Source organism: Streptomyces sp. NPDC001880 (genome assembly GCF_053594575.1).
Genome location: NZ_JBSFET010000012.1, coordinates 105777 through 121847, shown reverse-complemented (window position 1 = coordinate 121847; position 16071 = coordinate 105777). Strand labels below are relative to the sequence as shown.

Here is a 16071-nt window from a genome sequence, read left to right as displayed (position 1 = left end):
CGACCCGCGTGCCCTCCCCGGGCAGCCGGCCCGGTGGCGGCAGCGGCGCACCGTCTCCGCGCCGGCGTCCGACGCCGCCTCCGTGCCGAGGTGGACCTCCAGGGCCGGCAGCGAGCAGACGTCGGCCCACTCCCGCAGCCCCGGCGCCGCCCGGTCGGCCGGGGCCTCGCCCAGCGGCCTCCGGATCCTCGGGGCCGCACCCTCCGCACCGGCCACGGCGTCCAGCGCCGCACGGGCCGGAGCGAGACGGCCGGGCCGGAACGCCGGGTCCGCGCACGCCGCCCGGAGCGGACGGAGCGGATCCGGGTCCGCTTCATCCGGGGGCTGCGACAGACAGCGGTCGAGGCAGGCGACCGCACTCGCGGCGAGCCCGCGCCCGTAAGCGGCGGCGATCGGTTCCAGCAGGCTCGTCGGCGTCCCCGTCGGCACGTCCCCCCGTGCGCGCACAGGAGGACGAGGCACTTCCCGTGACCGCGTTCAGCACCGGATGGCTCAAAACCGTCACCACCGAGGGCCGAGATCAGTGGGCGCGGCCCCAGTGGGCGCGCTCCGCCAGACCCGGTGCGCTCAGCGGATACACACCGAGTGCCGCCCGCTCCCCCTGCATCCGGGTCAGCTTGCGCACGAAGAGGATGGCGAGCACTGCGGCCACGATGTCGATGCCGTCGGTCGCCACCAGCAGGGGAGTCGTGTCCAGGATCTCCTGCGGCTGCTCGGCCGCCCAGTACCGCCGGGCCGTGAACTGGGAGACGATCTGCGAGCAGACCCAGACGCCCCACCACAGGTTCATCACGGTGGCCGGGACCGTGCGCCAGCTGCCGTCGGTGTTGGTCTGGGCGCTCGCGGTCCAGATGCCGCCCGCGATCCGGCGCGGCAGCACCCAGTTGGCGATCGGGACGAACCAGGCGCCGACGGCCCAGCCGGGCCTCATCGACTGCAGGCTCGGGTCGAACACCTCGGCGTTGAGCCGTACCCGCCGGAACCAGATGATGAAGACGACCCCGGTGGCCAGGGTCGCGAGGGTCTGGAGCGAGCTCGTGGCCCCGTACAGAATGTCCGCGAAGGTCGCCGCCTCTTCGTCGTACGTCGCGAAGTCGTTCGCCACTCCGGCCGCGAGCACGCGGTGCGTGTTCAGCCCCGCCGCCACGGCGAGCACGTCCGACACGGCGACGAGCGCCAGCAGCACGACCACGGCCTTCGCGGTCCCCTCGGGCGAGCGCAGATACTGCTGCGGCGCGATGAAGGCCGGGGCGGGCGGCATCGGGGCCGCCGCACCGGCCGGCCCGGCACAGGTCAGGCAGCGTCCGTCGTCGGTGACCGGCGGTCTGAGACGGCAGGTGGAACAGAGCATGAAGCGGAACCCCCCAAGGTTCTGAGCGCGAACGCGCGCCCCTCCCCGGTTGCGCGCGGCATGCGGAACCTAACTTCCGCCCACCTCGCTGTCCACGCCGATTCCGCTCAGCCCGTCCCGTCGATCCGCGCGGCCAGTGCCCGTCGATCCGCTCAGCCCGTCCCGTCGATCCGCGCGGCCAGTGCCCGGAACCGGTCCCAGCTCAGCGCCGGCTTCCCCGGGGCCCACAGCTTCTGGGCGGTCGCCCGCAGCGGCATCCGGATGCCCTGCGCCACCTGCGCCGGGGTCTGCGCCTGCGGGAGGTCGCCCCAGACCGCGAACCGGCCGCCGAGGATCTGGCCGGAGTAGCGCGCCGGGACCGGCTGGGTGCCGCGCAGGACGAGCGGGGTCCACTGCTCGTAGATCCGCTCGCCCGTCGGGTAGACGAAGTTGTTGGGCTGGCCGAGCACGTAATAGAGGAACTCGTCATTGAGGTTCACCACGCGCCGCCCCTCGCTCAGATACTCCTCCGGCTGCCGGGCGCCGTACTCCCTGCCCGTCCAGTACTCGACCTCGATGTCCTTGTCGGCGTGGACGATTCCGTCGCGGAAGATGCCGTCGTTCCATGCCTTGGGCCGTTTGCCGTGCGGGCGCACCACCGCCGCGCGGTCGTTGAGCCAGCCGGTCGTCAGGTCCTGGATGGCGGCCTGCGCTCCGTACTTCTGCTGGGCGGCGCGCTGGAGCTGCGGGTAGGAGGCGGCCGGGTCCTGTGCCATCAGCGCGAGGTATTCGTCGCCGCCCAGATGCCAGTACGCACCGCCGAACAGCTCGGTGTACTCGCCGAGGAGTTCGTCGATGAGCTTCGCCGAGCCCGGGTCGGAGATGTCGATCGACCCGGGTGACCGGGTGCCCGACACATTGCGCAGCTGGAGGTCGGGGTGGGCCCGCAGCACCGCGCCGAGATGGCCCGGCGAGTCGAGCTCCGGGACGACCTCGATGTGCAGCCGGGAGGCGAGGCCGAGGATCCGCCGCACCTCCGCCTTGCTGAGGTGCTCCGGCGACACCACCTCGGGGTGGGTGTCGGACTCGATACGGAAGGCCTGGTCGTCGGAGAAGTGCAGGCCGAGCTGGTTGAGCTTGAGGTCGGCCATCTCGCGCAGCCGGTCCTCGATCCAGGCGACGGTGTAGTACTTGCGCGCGATGTCGAGGTTGAGACCGCGCTGCGGCCGGTCGGGGCGGTCGCGCACCTCGCCCTCCGGCATCGCGCCGTCGGCGCGCACCGACTGCTTCAGGGTGCGGGTCCCGTAGAAGACCCCGGCCTGGTCGGGTCCGCTGATCCTGACCCGTCCGCCGTGGACGTCGAGTGTGTACGACTCGGGGGCGCCCGCACCCGGGGCGAGGGCCAGCTCCACGTCGCCCGCGCGGGCGGGGACCTCGCCCCGGTAATGGATCTTCAGCTCCTTGGCCAGCAGCTGTCCCTCGTCCGCGAGCGTCCCGCTGCCGCCGGCGACGACCACCCCGGCGTCCGGGCCGGGGCGCCAGCCGGGGCCGCGGGCCGCGATGTGCTCCCTTACGGCGGGGATGGTGCGCGGGGCGGTGGAGAGCGGGTAGCTCCGGGTGGGCGAAGGGGTGGGCGAGGACGGTGCGGGGGTGCGGGCGTTCGCCCCCTCGCCGGCGGGTCCGCTGTCGGAGCCTTCCTGCCAGATGACGACGGCGATCGCCGCGGCGGCCGCCGCGGTGAGGACCGCACCGGCCACGAGAGCGCCACGTGAGGGCGACATCGTTCAGAAACCTCCGTCGTTCGTGAAAACAAGGCGAAACCAGACAGAACCACGTAAACCCGATCGGGGTCGGGCAGGCAGCCGGGTGTTCTCCTTGGATTACGGTTCAGAGGGCGTTCCGAAACTCTCCCGTCCGGGTGAAGTTCGCGTATTTGTCGGACACACGTTGCCCCTGCTCGCTACCTTTGAGGCGCATTCGTCTCTCCCTTCACCCTGCATCTGCCTGGTCCCATCCGTCCCTTCCCGCTCCAGGTCCACAGATGCCGTTGATCCGAGGAGCCCACGCTGTCCAGGTTCAGCGAGTCCCCCGCAGGCCTCCCGGAGCAACTGCGGCAACCGGCCACCCGGACGGCCGTACCCGTCCAGAGTTCCGGATCCGCGCACGCCCAGGGCCTCGGCCTCTTCAACGCCGCGCCGTCCACCGAGGCCGAGGCCGCCCTGCTGGAGTGCTGCGGCAGCCGCCGCTGGGCGCAGCGGCTGACCGCCCACCGCCCCTATCCCGACCTGGACTCGCTGCTGGCCGCGGCCGACGAGGCGGGCTACGACCTGGCCCCGGCGGATCTCGCCGAGGCGCTCGCCGTCGAGATCCCGCCCGGTCTGCACCACGCCGCGCCGCACTCCGCCCATCTCGCGCTGCGGGCCGCGCACGCCGCGTACGAGTCCCGCTTCGGCCATGTCTTCGTGATGTGCGTGGACGGGCTGGAGCCGGCCGAACAGCCGGACCAGGTGCTCACCGGGATCCGGGCCAGACTCGGCCACGAACCCGACCAGGAGCGAGTGGTCTCCGCCGAGGAGATGCGCCGACTCGCCCGGGGCCGCATCATCGAGCTGGTATCGGGTTCATAACAGAACGGGCTCGGCGGCAGGAGTCGCCAGCCCCGTTCTAGCCCGTCCGTGCCTGTTTGATTGCCACTTTGATCACACCGCGGGCCCCCGCGCGAACGAACCGACAAACCGTCGCTACGATGGCCGGGGCCGGTGGACCGTACCCGGCCGGGTCAGACCGACAGTCAAGCCGGCCGACCCCAATCCCTGCTCCCGGAGGGTTCTTCCGTGCCGGCTGGAACGCTGTACCGCGGCCGGGAAGGCATGTGGTCCTGGGTGGCTCATCGAGTCACCGGTGTCCTCATTTTCTTCTTCCTGTTCGTACACGTCCTGGACACCGCTCTCGTCCGCGTCTCCCCCGAGGCCTACGACGAAGTCGTGGCCACGTACAAGACGCCGATCGTCGCGCTCCTCGAATACGGCCTGGTGGCCGCCATTCTCTTCCACGCGCTGAACGGTCTCCGGATCGTCGCCGTGGACTTCTGGGCCAAGGGCCCGCGCTACCAGAAGCAGATGCTCTGGTCGGTCGTGGGCATCTGGGTCGTGCTGATGGTCGGGGCGCTGTACCCGGTCCTCGGTCACGCCGTACGCGAAGTATTCGGGAGCTGAGGCCAATGTCCACCGAGTCCTCCGCCGCGATCGGCTCCGTCGAGGGCGTGAGCCTGTACGACGTCGACAACCCGGCCCCGGTCATCGAGCCGCCGCGCAAGCGGACCGGCAAGACCCCCAAGGCTTCGCGCACCAACTTCGAGATGTACGCCTGGCTCTTCATGCGCCTGTCGGGCATCGTCCTGGTCGTCCTGGTCCTGGGCCACCTCCTGATCCAGCTGGTGCTGGACGGCGGCGTCTCCAAGATCGGCTTTGCCTTCGTGGCGGGCCGCTGGGCCTCGCCGTTCTGGCAGGTCTGGGACCTGGCGATGCTGTGGCTGGCCATGCTGCACGGCGCCAACGGCCTCCGTACGGTCATCAACGACTACGCCGAGCGGGAGAACACCCGCTTCTGGCTGAAGATGCTGCTGTACACCGCCACGGTGTTCACCGTCCTGCTGGGCACGCTGGTGATCTTCACCTTCGACCCGAACATCCGCTAGGCGCCGGGCCAGAGGGACCAGAGGAAATCATGCAGATCCACAAGTACGACACCGTCATCGTCGGCGCCGGCGGCGCCGGTATGCGCGCGGCCATCGAGGCCACCAAGCGCAGCCGTACCGCCGTGCTCACGAAGCTGTACCCGACCCGCTCCCACACGGGCGCCGCGCAGGGCGGCATGGCCGCCGCGCTCGCCAACGTGGAGGAGGACAACTGGGAGTGGCACACCTTCGACACCGTCAAGGGTGGTGACTACCTGGTCGACCAGGACGCCGCCGAGATCCTGGCGAAGGAGGCCATCGACGCCGTCCTCGACCTGGAGAAGATGGGCCTCCCGTTCAACCGCACGCCCGAGGGCCGCATCGACCAGCGCCGCTTCGGCGGTCACACCCGCAGCCACGGCGAGGCCCCGGTCCGCCGGTCCTGCTACGCCGCGGACCGCACCGGCCACATGATCCTCCAGACGCTGTACCAGAACTGCGTCAAGGAGGGCGTGGAGTTCTTCAACGAGTTCTACGTCCTGGACCAGCTGATCACCGAGGTCGACGGGGTCAAGAAGTCCGCCGGCGTCGTCGCGTACGAGCTGGCTACCGGCGAGATCCACGTCTTCCAGGCGAAGTCGGTCATCTACGCCTCCGGCGGCACCGGCAAGTTCTTCAAGGTGACGTCCAACGCGCACACCCTGACCGGTGACGGCCAGGCCGCCTGCTACCGGCGCGGCCTGCCGCTGGAGGACATGGAGTTCTTCCAGTTCCACCCGACGGGCATCTGGCGCATGGGCATCCTGCTGACGGAGGGCGCCCGCGGTGAGGGCGGCATCCTCCGCAACAAGGACGGCGAGCGCTTCATGGAGAAGTACGCGCCGGTCATGAAGGACCTCGCGTCCCGTGACGTCGTGTCCCGCTCCATCTACACGGAGATCCGTGAGGGCCGCGGCTGCGGTCCCGAGGGCGACCACGTCTACCTCGACCTCACGCACCTGCCGCCGGAGCAGCTGGACGCCAAGCTCCCGGACATCACCGAGTTCGCGCGCACGTACCTCGGCATCGAGCCCTACACGGACCCGATCCCGATCCAGCCGACCGCGCACTACGCCATGGGCGGCATCCCGACCAACGTCGAGGGCGAGGTGCTGGCCGACAACACCACCGTCGTCCCGGGCCTGTACGCCGCCGGCGAGGTCGCCTGCGTCTCGGTGCACGGCGCCAACCGCCTCGGCACCAACTCGCTGCTCGACATCAACGTCTTCGGACGCCGCTCGGGCATCGGCGCCGCCGAGTACGCCGTGAAGAACGACTTCGTCGAGCTTCCCGAGAACCCGGCGCAGATGGTCGAGGAGCAGATCGAGCGGCTGCGCAACTCGACGGGCACCGAGCGGGTCGCGACGATCCGCCAGGAGCTGCAGGAGTGCATGGACGCCAATGTGATGGTGTTCCGCACCGAGCAGACCATCAAGACGGCCGTCGACAAGATCGCCGAGCTGCGCAAGCGCTACCTCGACGTGTCCATCCAGGACAAGGGCAAGCGGTTCAACACGGACCTCCTGGAGGCCGTCGAGCTGGGCAACCTGCTCGACCTGGCCGAGGTCATGGCGACCTCCGCCCTGGCCCGCAAGGAGTCCCGCGGCGGTCACTACCGCGAGGACTACCCGAACCGCGACGACGTCAACTTCATGCGCCACACCATGGCGTACCGCGAGGTCTCGGCCGACGGCACCGAGTCGATCCGGCTCGACTACAAGCCGGTCGTCCAGACCCGCTACCAGCCGATGGAGCGTAAGTACTGATGGCAACCCCGACTCTGGACAAGGCCCCGGCGGATTCCGCCGCCTCCCCGTACATCACGGTCACCCTCCGGATCCGCCGCTTCAACCCGGAGGTCTCCGACGAGGCCCAGTGGCAGGACTTCCAGATCTCGATCGACCCGAAGGAGCGTGTGCTCGACGCCCTTCACAAGATCAAGTGGGAGATGGACGGCACCCTGACCTTCCGCCGCTCCTGCGCGCACGGCATCTGCGGCTCCGACGCGATGCGGATCAACGGCAAGAACAGGCTCGCCTGCAAGACGCTGATCAAGGACATCAACCCGGAGAAGCCGATCACGGTCGAGGCCATCAAGGGCCTCACGGTCCTCAAGGACCTCGTGGTCGACATGGAGCCGTTCTTCCAGGCGTACCGCGACGTCATGCCCTTCCTCATCACCAAGGGGAACGAGCCGACCCGTGAGCGCCTGCAGTCCGCCGAGGACCGCGAGCGCTTCGACGACACCACCAAGTGCATCCTCTGCGCCGCGTGCACGTCCTCGTGCCCGGTGTTCTGGAACGACGGCCAGTACTTCGGCCCGGCGGCGATCGTCAACGCGCACCGCTTCATCTTCGACTCGCGCGACGAGGCCGGCGAGCAGCGCCTGGAGATCCTCAACGACCGTGACGGGGTGTGGCGTTGCCGCACCACCTTCAACTGCACGGACGCCTGCCCGCGTGGCATCGAGGTCACCAAGGCGATCCAGGAGGTCAAGCGGGCGCTGATCACGCGCCGCTTCTGACCGCCGCTTCACGGCAGCCGCATCCGGCCCCGTTCTCCGCAGGAACACCGCGGAGAACGGGGCCTCTTGCTGCGCCGTCCGGGTCTTGGCGGTACGGTCGTGCGGAACCGGGCACCGGTTCGCCGCCGGCGCAGCAGGGCCCGTGGCGCACAGGCTTGATCGAGAGCGGGGAACGTTGAGCGATCCGAATCCGTACGCGGACGACTCATACAAGTGGGGACCGGCTCCCCAGCAGCCGGGCAATCCGCCCACCGTCCCGGACGGCCAGGGCCACCCCTCCCCGGGCGCCCCGGCGTACGGCTACCCGCAGCCGCTGCCCGAGTCCGCGGTCCAGCCCGGCCCCGGCTACGGCTGTCCCCAGGGCGTCGCGGCCCAGCCGGCCATGCCCGGTCACGGCTTCCCGCAGCAGCCGGGCGCCCCGACGGGCGCCGGGATGCCGGTCCTGACATTCGGTGACATCGCCGTGATGCAGGACCAGATCGTGACCCCATCCGGCCCGATGCCGCTCAAGGGCGCGGTGTGGACGGCCACGGACCTGACCCGCACCGAGGAGAAGATCCCGACGGTGGCGATCGTGCTCGCGGTCGTCTTCGCGCTGTTCTGCCTGGTCGGTCTGCTGTTCCTGCTGATGAAGGAGAAGCGGACGACCGGCTTCGTCCAGGTCTCGGTGACCAGCGGCGGGCGGCACCACTCGACGATGATCCCGGCGGTCGGCCCCGACACCTTCCCCCTGGTGATGGCCCAGCTCAACACGGCCCGCGCGATGAGCGTCTGAGGGCCGGCCCCGATGGCCCGCCTCAGCCACACCGTCACCGTGGTCGCAGCGGACCGCGAGCTGCTCCACACCTACGTCACGCTCCTCTGGGACCTCGCCGAGTCCACCCGGGTCCGGGGCCGGGAGATCGTGCTGCCGGACGGGCGGGCGGTCCCCGGCCTCGCCCTGGTCAAGGGGCGCCATCTGCGGCCGGGCGCCCGGTACGAGGCCAGCGGCCCCGGCACCGCGGAGCTGGAGGCGACGGTGATACGGGAGTGGCGGCGCGGCAGTGCGATCGCCGTCGAGCAGCTGATGGGGTCACCGGAACTGTCCGCGCGGATGGCCGTGCGGCTGCGCAGCCCCGACCGTCCGGCGACGCTGGAGATCGAGGGGCGGGTCCGGGGTCCCGAGGGCTCGGGTTCGCTGCACCGTGCGTCCGGCAGGGCGTCGCTCGATCTGACCGCCTGGTGGGCTGCGGCCGCCCTGGCGCCCGGGGCGCCCCCGGTGGCCCGCGCACCGGCCGAGGCGCGGCTGAAGCACCGGCTGGGGATCGCCCGGTTGTATCTGCGGCCGCGCCGGGCGGAGCAGGGCCTGTGGCACGTCGATGTCACGCTGAGCGTGCACGGGCGGCTGCTGCTGCGGCCGGTCGCCGCGTTCGCGCTGCTGCTCGCGCGCGTGCCGCTGCGCCGCGGCTTCCGTTCCTCGGTGGAGCAAGCGGCCCGGCAATGGAACGAGGCGCTCGGGCAGATCCTCGCGAAGGGCCCCGAGGAGCTGCGGGCGGAGCTGGCCGACCACTTCGTCGCCGGCCCCGACGGCTCCGACGCCACGACCGACGGGACCGAGCGGACCGGCTGAGCGCCCGTCAGTCCCAGGCGGCGTCGCCCCGGTCCTCCGCGACCGGCATGACGCGCCGCAGCATGTCGTTGAGCAGTGTGCGTTCGTCCTTGTCGAGGACGCCGAGAAGCCGGTACTCCGCGTGCCCGAGGACGTCCGTCGCGCCCAGCCAGGTCGCGTGGCCCATCCGGGCGCCGGCCGAGCACCGGCCCAGGGCGCACTGGCTGACCGCCCCGGCGGGCAGCCCGTTCGCCCGTGCCACCGTGCTCGCCGCCGCGAAGTACCGGCCCCTGACCGCTCCGCCGTGCGGCGAGGGGGACGGGGACGGTGCCTGTACGGTCCCCGGATCCGGCGGCTGACCGCGGCGGATAGCCTCGGGACCGTGGTGAAGGAAGCGAAGGACGTGAAGGAAGTCAAGGCCCCCAAGAGCGAGCAGACCCGCACGCTCATCCTCGAAACGGCGCTCCGGCTCTTCCAGGAACGCGGCTACGGCAAGACGACGATGCGGGCCATCGCCCAGGAGGCCGGCGTCTCCGTGGGAAACGCCTACTACTACTTCACGAACAAGGAACACCTCGTCCAGGGCTTCTACGACCGGCTCGCAGCCGAGCACGCGGCGGCCGTGCAGCCGGTCCTGGACGGCGACAAGGACCTCGCGGTGCGCATGTGCGGGGTCCTGCTCACCTGGCTGGACGTGGCGGAGCCGTACCACCGCTTCGCCGCCCAGTTCTTCAAGAACGCCGCCGACCCGGAGAGTCCGCTCAGCCCGTTCTCCACGGAGTCGGTCGCGGCCCGCGAGGCGGCAATCGACATCCACCGGCGGTGCCTGCTCGGATCCGACACCAAGACCGACCCCGAACTGGCCTTGCTGCTACCGCAGTTGATGTGGCTGATGCAGATGGGGCTGGTGCTGTACTGGGTGTACGACCGGACGGAGCACACCGAGCGCAGCCGCCGCCTGGTCGAGCGCTCCGCACCGATCGGCGCCCGCGCCATCGCGCTCTGCCGGTTCCGGGTGCTGCGGCCGCTGGTGCGGCAGATCCACGACGTACTGGAGGAGTTCCTGCCCGGCGCCGCGAAGTCCGGGGGCCGGGGGCGAAACAGGCCCACGGCCCGCCGGTCAGGCCCTGGGAATGCGGCGGGGCGGCCGTCCGGCAGTGCCGGTACGACCGCCCCGTGACCGATCCGGCGGACCGTCAGGACCGCAGGTCCGCCAGGTCCATCGGGTTCTTCCGATCCGCCGGGTCCGTCAGATCCGCTTCAGTTCCCAGAGCCGCCAGAGGCCGGTGCCGTCCGAGAGGTACTGCGAACCGGTGACGTCCGTCGTGCTGACGACGTAGTCCTTCTTCTGCCACAGCGGGACCAGCGGCACGTCCTCGCCGACCTGCGCCTGGAGTTCCTTGAAGTCGGCCGCGGTGCGCCCGCGGTCGCTGTACTGCAGTGTGGAGCTGATCAGGCTGTTCACCTTCTTGCTGGAGTAGCCGTTGTGGAGGCTGTTGTTGCGGCCGACCAGCGGCTGGCTGAAGGTGTCGGGGTCCGGGTAGTCGGGGAGCCAGCCGACCGCGTACGCGTCGTACTTGCCGGCCGCGTACTCCTTCTGGAACTTCTGCCAGTCGACGGCGTGGACCGTGACCTTGAACAGCCCGTCGGCCTCCAGCTGACGGCGGAGTTCCGCGGTCTCCTTCGCCTGGGTGTCGTTCCCACCGCCGTAGCCGAAGCTGATGTTCACCGGCGTCTGCACTCCGGCGTCCTTCAGCAGCTGCTCGGCTCGCTCCGGGTCGGGCGAGGGGTAGGCGTCGAAGAACGGTGTGCTGTGCCCGATGTAGCCCTGTGGGATCAGCGAGTAGAGCGGCTCGACGGTGCCCTTGTAGATGTCGGTCACCAACGGCCCGCGGTCGATGATCGAGGCGATGGCCTGCCGGACCTTCTTGTCGGCCAGCGAGGAGCCGGGCCGGACGTTGAAGACGAGGCTGCGGATCTCGGCGCTGTCCGCCTCGGTGACGCGCAGGTCGGGGTCACCGGGGTTCAGCTCGGCGAGCGCGGCCGGCGGCAGTTCGCGGTGCGTGACATCGAGCTGCTCGGCCTTCCAGGCGGCCTGCAGCTGTTCCGACTTGGCGTAGTAGTGCACGGTGACCGGGACACCGGTCTTGCTCAGCGCGCCCTTGTAGAGGGGATTGGGGACCAGTTCGGCGCTCTCGCCCGGCCGGTACGACTTCAGGAGGTACGGACCCGAGCCGTCGACGGTGTTGCCCTTGCGGAGCTTGTCCGCCGGGTACGTCTCGCGGTCGACGATCGAACCGGCTCCGGTGGCGAGCTTCTGCGGGAAGGTCGCGTCGCGCGAGGTGAGGTTGAAGGTGACGGTGCGGCCGTCGGCCACCACGTTCTTGAGGCTCGGGAAGAGCACCCAGGGACCGACGTCCGTCTTGATCCTGATCATGCGCTCGATGGAGTACTTGACGTCCTCGGCCGTGATCTTGCGGCCGTTGGAGAACGTCAGGTCGTCGCGGAGCCTGCACTGGTAGGTCTGGAGCTTCTGGCCGATGAACCCGCAGCTCTCGGCGGCGTCGGGCTCGGGCACGACCGCCCCGGACTTGAACGTCATCAACGACTGGTAGACGTTGCTGTACATCGCCCAGGAGCCGGCGTCGTACGCACCGGCCGGGTCGAGCGAGGTGACGTCGTCCGTCGTGCCGACCGCGATGGGATCCTTGTTCACCTCGTCCGAGGGAAGCAGCTGCCAGACGACAGCACCTGCGATGACCAAAACCGCGAGAATCGCGAGAATCCGTAGCCGGACCGACCGCATTGACGTGCTCTCCCTTACCAGCCCCACCTCGATGTTGTGCTCAGATACGCACATCACCGCATGCTCGCGGTCAGCCAATCACACGATTTTCACATCTGGAAGAGTAAAACTGTGACTCATAGCCTTTTGTTCGGCAGTTGAAACCTTGGGCGGATGTGTACATCTGGAACCTGCCGTCGACGGAGAGTCACACCCGCAGCGAGGCGAGCTCCACGACGGTGATGTCCGAGGGCGCGCCGACCCGTACGGGTGGGCCCCAGGCACCCGCACCGCGTGAAACGTACAGCTGGGTGTCGCCGTACCGGTCGAGCCCGGCGACCGTGGGATTGGCCAGATCCGCGATGTAGTTGCCGGGCCAGAGCTGGCCGCCGTGGGTGTGACCGGAGAGCTGGAGATCCACTCCGTGGGCGACCGCGTCATGGATGACGACGGGCTGGTGGGCCAGGAGGACGGCGGCGCGGGTACGGTCCCGGTCGCCGAGCGCGCGGGCGAAGTCGGGGCCCTGCCCTTCGCTCTCACCAGCCACGTCGTTGACGCCCGCAAGATCGAATCCATCGATCTCGACCCGGGAGTTCTCCAGCGGGTGAAGCCCCAATTCCCTTACCTGGTTGATCCATTGACCGGCGCCGGAGTAGTACTCGTGATTTCCGGTGACGAAGAAATTCCCCTGCCGCGAACTCAGCCGGGCGAGTGGCTCCGCGGCCGGCCCGAGATCGACGACGGTTCCGTCGACGAGGTCCCCGACGACGGCGACCAGATCCGGCTGGGTCCGGTTGATGGTGTCGACGATCCGCTGGGTGTGGGCGCGACCGAGGGTCGGGCCGAGGTGGATGTCGCTGACGACGGCGATCCGGTAGCCGTGCGCGGAGCGCGGCAGTTTGGCGAGCGGGACGGTGATCCGCTTGACCCGCGGCCCGCGCAGCACCCCGTAGGTGCCGTAGCCGACCGTGCCGAGCCCGGCGACGGCCGCGGCACCGCCGACGGCCCGTGCGACGAACAGCCGGCGGGTGGGAGCGGCGGGGTGCTGCGGGGCGGGGTGCTGCGGGGCGGGGGCGTCGGCGACGAGCGTGCCCGGGGCGGCTTTGCCGGAGGCCTCCACGGCCGAGGGGGCCGAGGGGTGATTTGTACCGTTCGGGCCACCCATGGGGGACGCGCTCGCCGCTGACTCCGCGCCGGGTGTGCCCGCCACTGACGCCGCGCCCGCACCCGCCCGGTTCACCCGGTCCGCCCGGTTCGCGAGCACCCGGCGCAGCACCGGCCGTACCGCCTCGCCCACCAGCAGAGCCAGCGTCAGGTACAGCACGGCGGCCAGCCACAGATAGCCCGGCCAGGCCAGCACCTGCTGGAGCCGGAAGGGCGCGCCCGCGCGGCCGGACACCAGCGCGCCGACGCTCAGCAGGGGAAGGACGTACGCGGCCACCGTGCCGGCTCTGCGCAGCGCGCTGCCCTCGGCCGTCGTGTCACCGACGAGGCGCCGCCAGAGATAGCGGTGCACACCGGCGAACAGTGCGAGCACCACGATCACCGTCACCACGAGACCGGCCACTGCCACCTGCCCTCCCCCATCCGCCGTACGGCCTGTTATGCGCGTTCGCGGCGCAGGGCCCTGACGCCACGGAACCCGATCACACCAACAGCCGTCCCCAGGAGAAAGGACGTGATGGCGAGCAGCAGATGCACCCAGAAGTACGCAGTCGGGTCACCCGCGTCGTCGAAGGCGAGTCCGCTGCCGTCCTTCCATAGGTTCTTGACGAAAGTGATCCAGATGAACCAGCTCCACACCCCGAAGGCGAGCAGGAACCAGGAGACGGGGCGGCTGAGCTTCATGGACTCAGTATCTCCGCAGCGCTCCGGCCGAGCCGCCCGGGGTGGGCTGTCCCAGCGGTACGCCCGGCGGGTCAAGCCATCCACGCCCATTTCCATATCTTCTCCCTGTACGTTTTCGACCGTGCCTGCTCTCAAAAAGATCGCGCTGACGGTCATCTCTGCCGCCTTGTTGTCCACCTTTGCCGTCAGCCCGGCGTCGGCGGCCGACGAGGACACCTCCGACGACCGGCCGAAACCGCCCTCGGACATGTCCAAGGTCGGTGGCGAACTGCTGGGCCGGCCCGGCACGCAGGTCAGACTGGGACCGGACGCCCCGGTGCTGCCGAAGGACCTCACGGGCAGGTCCTGGATCGTCGCGGACGCGGAGAGCGGCCAGGTCCTCGCCTCGCACAACCCGCACTGGCGGCTGCCCCCCGCCTCCACCCTGAAGATGCTCTTCGCGGACACCCTGATGCCCGCGCTCCAGCCGAAGACCCAGAAGTACACCGTCAAGAACGAGGATCTCGCCGACCTCGGCGAGGGCAGCAGCCTGGTCGGCGTCAAGGAGAAACTCACCTACACGGTCCACGACCTGTGGCTCGGGGTGTTCCTGCGGTCGGGCAACGACGCGGTGCACGTGCTGTCCTCGATGTACGGCGGCGTCCCCAAGACCGTCGACGCCATGCAGGCGCACGCCGAGGAGTTGCAGGCGCTCGACACCAAGGTGGTCTCGCCCGACGGGTACGACGCGCCCGACCAGGTCTCCAGCGCGTACGACCTGACGCTGTTCGCCCGCAGCGGGCTCCAGAAGGCGGACTTCCGGGAGTACTGCTCGACGGCCGAGGCTCAGTTCCCCGGCGAGGAGAAGAACGGGAAGCGCGAGAGCTTCGCCATCCAGAACACCAACAAGCTGCTCACCGGCGCGGGCGGCGTCGACCCGTACAAGGGCATCGCGGGCGTCAAGAACGGCTACACCACGCACGCCGGCAATACCTTCACCGGTGTCGCCGAACGCGACGGCAAGGTGCTCCTGGTCACCGTCATGAACCCCTCGTCCGACGAGGCCCACGCCGTCTACAAGGAGGCCGCCAGCCTCCTCGACTGGGGCTTCGACGCGAGCGGCAAGGTGACCCCGGTCGGCGAGCTGGTGCCCCCGAGGTCGGCCACCACCGGCACCGGGACCGGTAAGGGGCCCGCGGCCGAGCAGGGCAAGGACGAGGGCAGGAACGGCCCCACGCGGACCACGAAGGCAGCTGCGGCCGAGAGCGGCGGCGGAGGCGTCGGGATCGCACTGGGCATCGCCGCAGGCGCCCTGGTGCTGCTGGCCGGCGGGGTGTTCCTGGTCAACCGGCGCTGGCCGCTGCCGGACCTGGTGCGCCGCCTTCCTCGCCGCTGACCTCCCCGGACGCCGTCGCGGCGTCCGCGTTGTTCTGCGTCGCCGTCCAGGCGGCGCAGAACAACAGCAGCTTCGCCGAGAGGTTGATCCACAGCAGCAGCGCCACCGGCACGCCGAAGGCGCCGTACATGCTCTTCGACGCCACGCTGTTCATATAGCTGCCGAGCAGCAGCTTGAGCAGTTCGAAACAGACCGCGCCGATCGCCCCGGCGACCAGCAGACTGCGCCGCGGGGGCTCGACGCCGGGCAGCAGGGTCAGCATGTAGAGCAGCAGCAGGAAGCCGGCGAGCGCCGCCACGAACATGGCGGCCACCCGCAGCACCACACCGCCCGCGCCCCGGTCCGAGATGTTCAGCAGGCCGGCGGTCCAGCCGACGGCGACGGAGCCGATCGACGACACGGCGAAGGTGGCGAGCGCCGCCCCGCCGAGGCCGAACAGCACCCCCACGTCCTTGAGTTTGCGCAGGACCGGATTGCCCAGGTCCATGTCGTCCATGCCCCAGACGGCGCGCAGACAGTCCCGCATCGATCCGATCCAGCCGACGCCGGTCAGGAGCAGCAGCGCACCGGCCACCAGCCCGACCGTGCCCGCGTGGGTCACCAGGTTCTCGATGCCGAGCTGGTCGGAGATGCCGGGCACCTGCTCGGCGAGCTTTTCCTCGATCTTGTGGAGCTGCTCGGGGGAGAGCAGCGCGGCACCGATCGCCGCACCCACCGCGATCAGCGGGAAGAGCGCCAGGAAGCTGATGAAGGTGATCGCGGCGGCGAGCCTGGCCCAGTGGACCCGCTCCAGCGTCTCGTACGAGCGCCAGGCGTGCGTCGCCATCAGCCGGGAGACGATCGGCCCGATGACGGGGAGTTTCTTCAGCCAGTCCATGACGTACGGCTTACCCTCCCGGGCACGGA

16 protein-coding genes are annotated in these 16071 nt (G+C 70.1%); 9 read left to right on the top strand and 7 right to left on the bottom strand.

Going from position 1 to position 16071, the window contains the following annotated elements; genetic code table 11:
• Positions 1 to 520: 520 nt before the first annotated feature.
• Both ACWCQ6_RS10565 and ACWCQ6_RS10560 read right to left on the bottom strand, forming a co-directional pair.
• Complete coding sequence (locus ACWCQ6_RS10565; protein WP_451087514.1) at positions 521 to 1351, bottom strand: DUF4328 domain-containing protein; 831 nt, start codon at positions 1349 to 1351, stop codon at positions 521 to 523.
• 152 nt (positions 1352 to 1503) lie between these two features.
• Entirely contained in the window at positions 1504 to 3111 is a 1608-nt protein-coding gene (locus ACWCQ6_RS10560; RefSeq protein WP_451087512.1) for a beta-N-acetylhexosaminidase, read from the bottom strand.
• A 327-nt stretch (positions 3112 to 3438) separates the two neighbouring features.
• On the opposite strand from ACWCQ6_RS10560, the gene ACWCQ6_RS10555 reads away from it, so the two are divergent.
• From ACWCQ6_RS10555 to ACWCQ6_RS10525, 7 genes are all read left to right on the top strand, one after another.
• The gene (locus ACWCQ6_RS10555; protein WP_451087568.1) at positions 3439 to 3957 is read left to right on the top strand and encodes a 2-oxo-4-hydroxy-4-carboxy-5-ureidoimidazoline decarboxylase; all 519 of its coding nucleotides are present in this window, start codon (positions 3439 to 3441) and stop codon (positions 3955 to 3957) included.
• 207 nt (positions 3958 to 4164) lie between these two features.
• A complete protein-coding gene (gene sdhC, locus ACWCQ6_RS10550) occupies positions 4165 to 4545 on the top strand; it encodes a succinate dehydrogenase, cytochrome b556 subunit (protein ID WP_266689036.1) in 381 nt (126 codons plus the stop codon).
• Positions 4546 to 4550: 5 nt separating this feature from the next.
• Positions 4551 to 5027: a succinate dehydrogenase hydrophobic membrane anchor subunit gene (locus tag ACWCQ6_RS10545; RefSeq protein WP_451087509.1), complete on the top strand. Its 477-nt coding sequence runs from the start codon at positions 4551 to 4553 to the stop codon at positions 5025 to 5027.
• Positions 5028 to 5056: 29 nt separating this feature from the next.
• Positions 5057 to 6811: a succinate dehydrogenase flavoprotein subunit gene (gene sdhA, locus ACWCQ6_RS10540; protein WP_451087507.1), complete on the top strand. Its 1755-nt coding sequence runs from the start codon at positions 5057 to 5059 to the stop codon at positions 6809 to 6811.
• On the top strand, positions 6811 to 7569 hold the full coding sequence (locus ACWCQ6_RS10535; protein WP_451087505.1) for a succinate dehydrogenase iron-sulfur subunit: 759 nt from the start codon (positions 6811 to 6813) through the stop codon (positions 7567 to 7569). The genes sdhA and ACWCQ6_RS10535 overlap by 1 nt, the downstream gene beginning before the upstream one ends.
• 175 nt (positions 7570 to 7744) lie before the next feature.
• The gene (locus tag ACWCQ6_RS10530) at positions 7745 to 8344 is read left to right on the top strand and encodes a hypothetical protein (RefSeq protein ID WP_451087503.1); all 600 of its coding nucleotides are present in this window, start codon (positions 7745 to 7747) and stop codon (positions 8342 to 8344) included.
• Positions 8345 to 8356: 12 nt separating this feature from the next.
• Entirely contained in the window at positions 8357 to 9178 is an 822-nt protein-coding gene (locus tag ACWCQ6_RS10525) for a hypothetical protein (protein ID WP_451087501.1), read from the top strand.
• Positions 9179 to 9185: 7 nt separating this feature from the next.
• Here ACWCQ6_RS10525 and ACWCQ6_RS10520 read toward each other — a convergent pair whose 3' ends face one another.
• Positions 9186 to 9419, bottom strand: coding sequence for a hypothetical protein (locus tag ACWCQ6_RS10520; protein ID WP_451087499.1), 234 nt, complete (start codon positions 9417 to 9419; stop codon positions 9186 to 9188).
• A gap of 120 nt (positions 9420 to 9539) precedes the next feature.
• Here ACWCQ6_RS10520 and ACWCQ6_RS10515 point away from each other — a divergent pair, with 120 nt between their 5' ends.
• Positions 9540 to 10337: a TetR family transcriptional regulator gene (locus tag ACWCQ6_RS10515; RefSeq protein WP_451087497.1), complete on the top strand. Its 798-nt coding sequence runs from the start codon at positions 9540 to 9542 to the stop codon at positions 10335 to 10337.
• Positions 10338 to 10406: 69 nt separating this feature from the next.
• On the opposite strand, the gene ACWCQ6_RS10510 is transcribed toward ACWCQ6_RS10515, so the two are convergent.
• The 3 genes from ACWCQ6_RS10510 to ACWCQ6_RS10500 form a co-directional block, all read right to left on the bottom strand.
• On the bottom strand, positions 10407 to 11963 hold the full coding sequence (locus ACWCQ6_RS10510; RefSeq protein WP_451087566.1) for an ABC transporter substrate-binding protein: 1557 nt from the start codon (positions 11961 to 11963) through the stop codon (positions 10407 to 10409).
• Between the two features lie 187 nt (positions 11964 to 12150).
• On the bottom strand, positions 12151 to 13515 hold the full coding sequence (locus ACWCQ6_RS10505; protein WP_451087495.1) for a metallophosphoesterase: 1365 nt from the start codon (positions 13513 to 13515) through the stop codon (positions 12151 to 12153).
• Between the two features lie 29 nt (positions 13516 to 13544).
• The gene (locus tag ACWCQ6_RS10500; protein WP_093549020.1) at positions 13545 to 13790 is read right to left on the bottom strand and encodes an SCO4848 family membrane protein; all 246 of its coding nucleotides are present in this window, start codon (positions 13788 to 13790) and stop codon (positions 13545 to 13547) included.
• A gap of 121 nt (positions 13791 to 13911) precedes the next feature.
• Between ACWCQ6_RS10500 and ACWCQ6_RS10495 the strand changes: the two genes are divergently transcribed.
• Positions 13912 to 15165, top strand: coding sequence for a D-alanyl-D-alanine carboxypeptidase family protein (locus ACWCQ6_RS10495; protein ID WP_451087493.1), 1254 nt, complete (start codon positions 13912 to 13914; stop codon positions 15163 to 15165).
• On the opposite strand, the gene ACWCQ6_RS10490 is transcribed toward ACWCQ6_RS10495, so the two are convergent.
• Complete coding sequence (locus ACWCQ6_RS10490) at positions 15113 to 16042, bottom strand: YihY/virulence factor BrkB family protein (RefSeq protein WP_451087491.1); 930 nt, start codon at positions 16040 to 16042, stop codon at positions 15113 to 15115. The two genes, ACWCQ6_RS10495 and ACWCQ6_RS10490, sit on opposite strands and share 53 nt — an antisense overlap.
• Positions 16043 to 16071: the final 29 nt, after the last annotated feature.